1 protein-coding gene is annotated in these 1,227 nt (G+C 47.4%); it reads right to left on the reverse strand.

Going from position 1 to position 1,227, the window contains the following annotated elements:
- On the reverse strand, nt 1–1,227 hold a 1,227-nt coding region (locus QCH34_RS13025), incomplete at both ends, for a hypothetical protein (protein ID WP_300334754.1).

Below are 1,227 nucleotides of genomic sequence, written 5' to 3' on the forward strand. Positions count from 1 at the left end.
TGGAGTTTTGGTACAGATCTCCGGCATCCCTCATATCCGGATAGTCAACTCTCGAAATCCTGTCTATCGCCAGAAGCAGGATCTCAAGAGGATGGTCTCTTAGCCGACCCGGATTATTGAGAATATAGTTGAATGGTGTTACATTTCTATTCTGTATATCATCTGGCATGTCCCGGAGATCATCGGGGAGCTGGTAGATCAATCCTGATCGGATGCAGTGTCTGATAAAACCTTCGGTGATCGTATTTCCGGCAAGAATTGCAGGTATTATCCGTGTATATGCACCTTTCAACGCAGTGGTACAGTATATCTCTTCCTGTGGGATACGATCTTCAAATGTCCATCCTGACGATTGAATTGATGCCTTTGCCAGGACATCGTACGCCTGCTTTACCATCTCCCACCTCTCATCCGAGAGTACCTCACGGATTTTAATCAGGGCCTCTTCGGTATATGCCATGAGCGGATCGCCTGAAAGGGTAATGTTCTCTCCTCTCCTGCTGTTCAGTATGCTCAGACAACGGATGCAATAGTCTGCTTTCTCTTCCCTTGTGTAGGTTCTGTCATCAAGTATCTCGTCAAAAATATAGGTCTTACCGTAGCCTGATCCCAATAAGAGTGTCTTCATGTAATCGATCCCGTTCTGTTCATATGCGTATTTGACAACGCTGATCAGCGTTCCAATATACTTTGCATAGAGTCCCCGGGCAAGGTATCGTCGTGGACAATGCCTGATGAACGAATTGATCTCGCCCTCCACTACCCTCTCTTCGCCCTTTTTGAATCCGGCAAAGCTTTTTAGTAATCCAGGCAGCCCTTCGGACCGCAGCATGGTGGAGAGATCAACTCCTCCCTTATATCTGAAAAGCTGGTGTATCAATGCCATCCTGAATCGGAACGTCTCAGTCCTTTTCCGTATCACTCCCTTATCCCTGAGCGATGTAAAACGGTAATACCTGATTGCCTCATGATAGAGCAGGTAATAGCGATAATACCGGGCTATGTCAGTGTTGAATCGCCGATCGGAGGATTGGATGCATGAAAGGATCCGCTGAACTTTCTGAAGCCTCCGGTTCAGCCTGTTGAATGTCCCGGCAACATCCTCCCGATTGTATCCGGATCTTCCAAAGGACAGGAGATCGTGATAGTCCTGCCGGGCATACCCGTATGATAGCTCAAAGAGGCTATCATCCTCTGTCTCTCCATGCAGTCTTTTCAGCAGTTTTT

It is taken from the genome of Methanocalculus sp. (assembly GCF_029762515.1).
GTDB lineage: Archaea > Halobacteriota > Methanomicrobia > Methanomicrobiales > Methanocorpusculaceae > Methanocalculus.